Consider the following 4,052-nt stretch of genomic DNA (forward strand, 5'->3'; position numbering starts at 1 on the left):
CCACCGTGTGAGCCAATCCTCACAAAACCACCCGTCAACCCGCCAATCCGGCCAAACCCAGCCCCGCCAGACCCCACCGTGTGAGCCGATCCTCACAAAACCGCCCCCAGCCCAGCAACATCAGCGAATTCCAGCCGTCCCCCACCCCACACCCAACCAATCCAATCGCGAATTGGCTGGGTCACAAAATCGCGGATTGGATCGATTTCGTAATGGATTTCGAACAATCAGCCCGCCATAATGATGCGTAATCACTCATGACGGGCGAGAAAACCGCGGAAAATCGCAGATTCACAACACTCGCAACACTCGCGAGCATTCGACCACGCGACACCGGCGGCAGCCTCCACCCGTCCGAACCGGAAAGGATTGACATGGCCGAAGAAAACCGCGCGGAACTCAACAGGAACCTCGCCCAGATGCTCAAGGGCGGCGTCATCATGGACGTCACCACCCCGGAACAGGCGAAAATCGCCCAGGATGCCGGCGCATGCGCGGTCATGGCGCTCGAACGCATCCCTGCGGACATCCGTGCGGCGGGCGGTGTGAGCCGTATGAGCGACCCGGCCATGATTAAGGGCATCCAGGAAGCTGTCACCATCCCGGTCATGGCGAAGGTGCGCATCGGGCATATCGCCGAGGCGCGCATTCTGCAGGCCATCGACATCGATTACATCGACGAGTCCGAGGTCCTCTCCCCCGCCGACGACGTCTACCACATCGACAAGACCCAATTCAAAGTGCCGTTCGTGTGCGGCGCGAAGAACCTGGGCGAGGCGTTGCGCCGCATCGCCGAGGGTGCCGCGATGATCCGCACCAAGGGCGAACCCGGCACCGGCGATGTCATCCAAGCCGTGCGCCACATGCGCACGATGAACCGGCAAATCCACGAACTGCAGGCGCTGCGCGACGACGAGATCTTCGAAGCCGCCAAGAAGCTGGAAGTCCCCTACGACCTGGCCAAGTACGTGCATGACAACGGCCGTCTGCCCGTCGTGAACTTCGCCGCCGGCGGCGTGGCGACCCCGGCCGACGCGGCACTCATGATGGAGCTGGGCGCCGAAGGCGTGTTCGTCGGCTCCGGCATCTTCAAGTCCGGCGACCCGGCCAAGCGCGCCGCCGCCATCGTGCAGGCGACCGCCAACTGGCAGGACGCGGATCTGCTCGCCCGCCTGAGCGAAAACCTGGGCGAGGCCATGGTCGGCATCAACGAGGACGAGATCAAGACCATCATGGCCGCAAGGGGCGAGTGACATGGTTGTAGCGGTCCAATACATCGAAAAGGAGCAGGGCGGCGACCAGACGCACGACGTCACCGGTATCCTCGCCGTCCAAGGGGCGTTCGCCGAACATGCGGCGACCCTTGACAAACTGGGCGCATCCTGGCGTCTGCTCAGGGCGGCCGAGGATTTCGACGACTCCATCAGCCGCGTGATCCTGCCCGGCGGGGAAAGCACCACGCAAGGCAAGCTGCTGCATTCGACCGGGCTGTTCGACCCGATCAAACAGCATATCGACGCAGGCAAGCCGGTGCTCGGAACATGCGCGGGCATGATTCTGCTCGCCAGCAAGCTCGACAATGATGACAACGTCTACTTCGGCGAACTTGATGCGGTTGTGCATCGCAACGCGTACGGGCGGCAGCTGGGCAGCTTCCAGACGGTCGGCTCGTTCGGCGACATCCACGATCTGCCGCTTGTGTTCATCCGCGGGCCGTATGTCGTGCATGTTGGGCCGAAAGCCACCGTCGAGACGGAGGTGGACGGGCATGTGGTCGGTCTGCGGCAGGGGAACATTCTCGCCACCGCGTTCCACCCGGAACTTACCGACGACACGCGCGTGCACGAGCTGTTCCTGTCGCTGTAGGGCTGCGGGGCGCTGCAAATAGTGCTAGCAGGGCAATCGGGGCGGGAACCGGGAGTTGCGACGTCGTCTCCCGGTTCCTGTCATGTCACGTCGGCAGAATCACGGATTTAGGTGCGTATCTTGCGCGACATCACGTACAAACCGCCACGCTGTCACTCCGCAGCCCCACCATCGGACGCGCCATCGGATGCGTCATCGCGGCCAGCGTCTCCGGCACCGGCCGCACCAGTTGCGCCAAGGGCGGCAGCCGCGTCAAGCGCCGCATCCACATCATCGTTCCCGGCATCAGCCGCCCGTCGCGCGGTATCCACCGCCTCGCGGGTTTCGGCTTCGCTGCGTTCCGCGGCGTCCCGGATTCCCGCAATCAGCGTCTCGCCGGTCTGCAGCCCGCCCATTGCAAGCCGTTCGAAATCCGCGGCCGCTTGGTCAATCATCCTCTCAACAGGCTCGGCTTTCGCTGTCAGTTCGAGCTTCGCACCCTTGCGCGTGAGACTGGAGTCCACGTATCCCTTGAGCGCCAAGGTCTCCGCCAACCGTGTCGCCGACACGCGTCCGGCGCCGAGATAATCCTGCAAGGCTTTGAAATCAGCGGTATCACCGCCATAATGCAGAAACACGACGACCCGAACTTCGCCCAGATCCATACCGAACTGCGTGGCAATACGTTCCAAATATCTGTCCAGTATCCGAGACGCCAGATGTGCCGCGATGAACGGATTGTCACGCATGCCATCGGGCATAATCAGCGGAAGCCGCTCCTCGCCAAGCCGCTTGGTGCTGGGCAGCGCGGGATTCGCCGACCCGTCCGACGCCCACGCGATCAGATACCGGTAGATGCTGGCCCGCTTGCGCGCGAACGTGTCCTCGTCATACACCTGGCGGAAGAACTCGGTGTAATAGTCGAATACGTACCGCTTAATCCGCACGGTCTCCGACAGTTTCATCGCATGGTTGGCGAGCGACCCCTCGGTTTTCACGTAGTAGTACATCGGCACGTGAATCGGGTACACGCTCGCCGCATGCACCATGTATTCAAGGTTGAAAATGAAGTCCTCGCACCAGTTGACGCTCGTATCCATACTCACCTGATTGTCGCGGATGATGTCGCGCCGGTACAGCTTGTTCCACAGCACACCGAAGTAGAAATCCGCGGGATCCTTGAGCAGTTCGTCCGCGTACTCCTCGCGCGAAATCACGCGATCAATGCCCGTCAGCCCGCCCTTGCGGGACGTGCCTTCGCCGACCACACGGTAGAAATCGGCGATGACCATGTCGGCCCTGCTGTGTTCCGCGGCGCGCACCAGCAATTTGGTGGCGTCTTCGGTGATCCAGTCGTCGGCGTCGAGGAACTGGATGTAGGTGCCGCGGGCGAGCGCCATGCCTTGGTTGCGTGTGTCGGACACACCGCTGTTGGGCTTGTGGATGACGCGGACGCGTGGGTCTTTGGCGGCGTATTCGTCAAGGATCGCGGGCGAATCATCATGACTGCCGTCATCGAGCGCAATGAGCTCGAAATCGCGGTATTCCTGCCCGAGAATGCTGTCGATGCAGCGTCGCAGCGCGGCGGCGGCGTTGTAGACCGGCACGATGATGCTGACGGTTGGGGCGGTTGGGGTTGATGTCCGGCTGTCGCCGCTGGTCTGCGGTTCAGTATTCGATTCGATACGTTGTTCTGTCTGCTGTTCCGCCATCTTGCCCGTCCTTGGCCGATTCGCCGGTTGTTGAGTTTCGTCAATCGCTGATATCGCCTATTATCGCGCGTTTTCGCGACGACTTGTGTATTACAGTGAGGGAAAAGACAGGAGCCTGCGATGAAGCGATTACCCCACGGTGACGGTTCTTCCGCCCAATCCGCCCGACCCGACCGATCTGCGCAATCCGCGCAATCTGCCCAATCCGCCCGGGGAACGGCCGCGATGGTCGGGAAAGCGGCCGAATCCGGCCCGGACGATCCCAGCAACACCGTCGAATACCCTACGTCCGCCCCAATTCGCGGCGTGAATCTCGGCAACTGGCTGGTCCTGGAAAAGTGGATGGAGCCGGCGCTGTTCGAAGGCTACCGGGCCGAAGACGAGGACACGCTCGCGACGGTCGCCCCGAAAGACCAGCTCACGCAACGCATCCGGCATCATCGCGACACGTACATCACCGAACGGGATTTCCGCGAGATCGCCACCTGCGGCATG

General features: G+C 62.2%; 3 protein-coding genes and 1 pseudogene. 3 read left to right on the forward strand and 1 reads right to left on the reverse strand.

Annotated features, from left to right (window positions below; translation table 11 throughout):
• The first annotated feature begins 374 nt into the window (after positions 1-374).
• Positions 375-1,253 carry a pyridoxal 5'-phosphate synthase lyase subunit PdxS gene (gene pdxS, locus ACI38B_RS02340; protein WP_015449602.1) on the forward strand — a complete coding sequence of 293 codons (879 nt, stop codon included), beginning with the start codon at positions 375-377 and terminating at the stop codon, positions 1,251-1,253.
• A 1-nt stretch (position 1,254) separates the two neighbouring features.
• A complete protein-coding gene (gene pdxT / locus ACI38B_RS02345) occupies positions 1,255-1,866 on the forward strand; it encodes a pyridoxal 5'-phosphate synthase glutaminase subunit PdxT (protein ID WP_439729363.1) in 612 nt (203 codons plus the stop codon).
• A gap of 152 nt (positions 1,867-2,018) precedes the next feature.
• On the opposite strand, the gene ACI38B_RS02350 is transcribed toward pdxT, so the two are convergent.
• Positions 2,019-3,557: a glycosyltransferase gene (locus ACI38B_RS02350; protein WP_439729364.1), complete on the reverse strand. Its 1,539-nt coding sequence runs from the start codon at positions 3,555-3,557 to the stop codon at positions 2,019-2,021.
• A gap of 120 nt (positions 3,558-3,677) precedes the next feature.
• Here ACI38B_RS02350 and ACI38B_RS02355 point away from each other — a divergent pair.
• Positions 3,678-4,052 (forward strand): annotated as a pseudogene (locus tag ACI38B_RS02355) (hypothetical protein); the annotation flags it as partial.

This window comes from Bifidobacterium sp. (assembly GCF_051876855.1).
In the GTDB taxonomy this organism is placed as follows: Bacteria; Actinomycetota; Actinomycetes; order Actinomycetales; family Bifidobacteriaceae; genus Bifidobacterium.

Bases quoted from the DNA above. Each gene is read 5' to 3' on its own strand.
- pdxS (WP_015449602.1), top strand. From the start codon at position 375: ATGGCCGAAGAAAACCGCGCGGAACTCAACAGGAACCTCGCCCAGATG.
- pdxT (WP_439729363.1), top strand. From the start codon at position 1,255: ATGGTTGTAGCGGTCCAATACATCGAAAAGGAGCAGGGCGGCGACCAG.
- ACI38B_RS02350 (WP_439729364.1), bottom strand. From the start codon at position 3,557: ATGGCGGAACAGCAGACAGAACAACGTATCGAATCGAATACTGAACCG.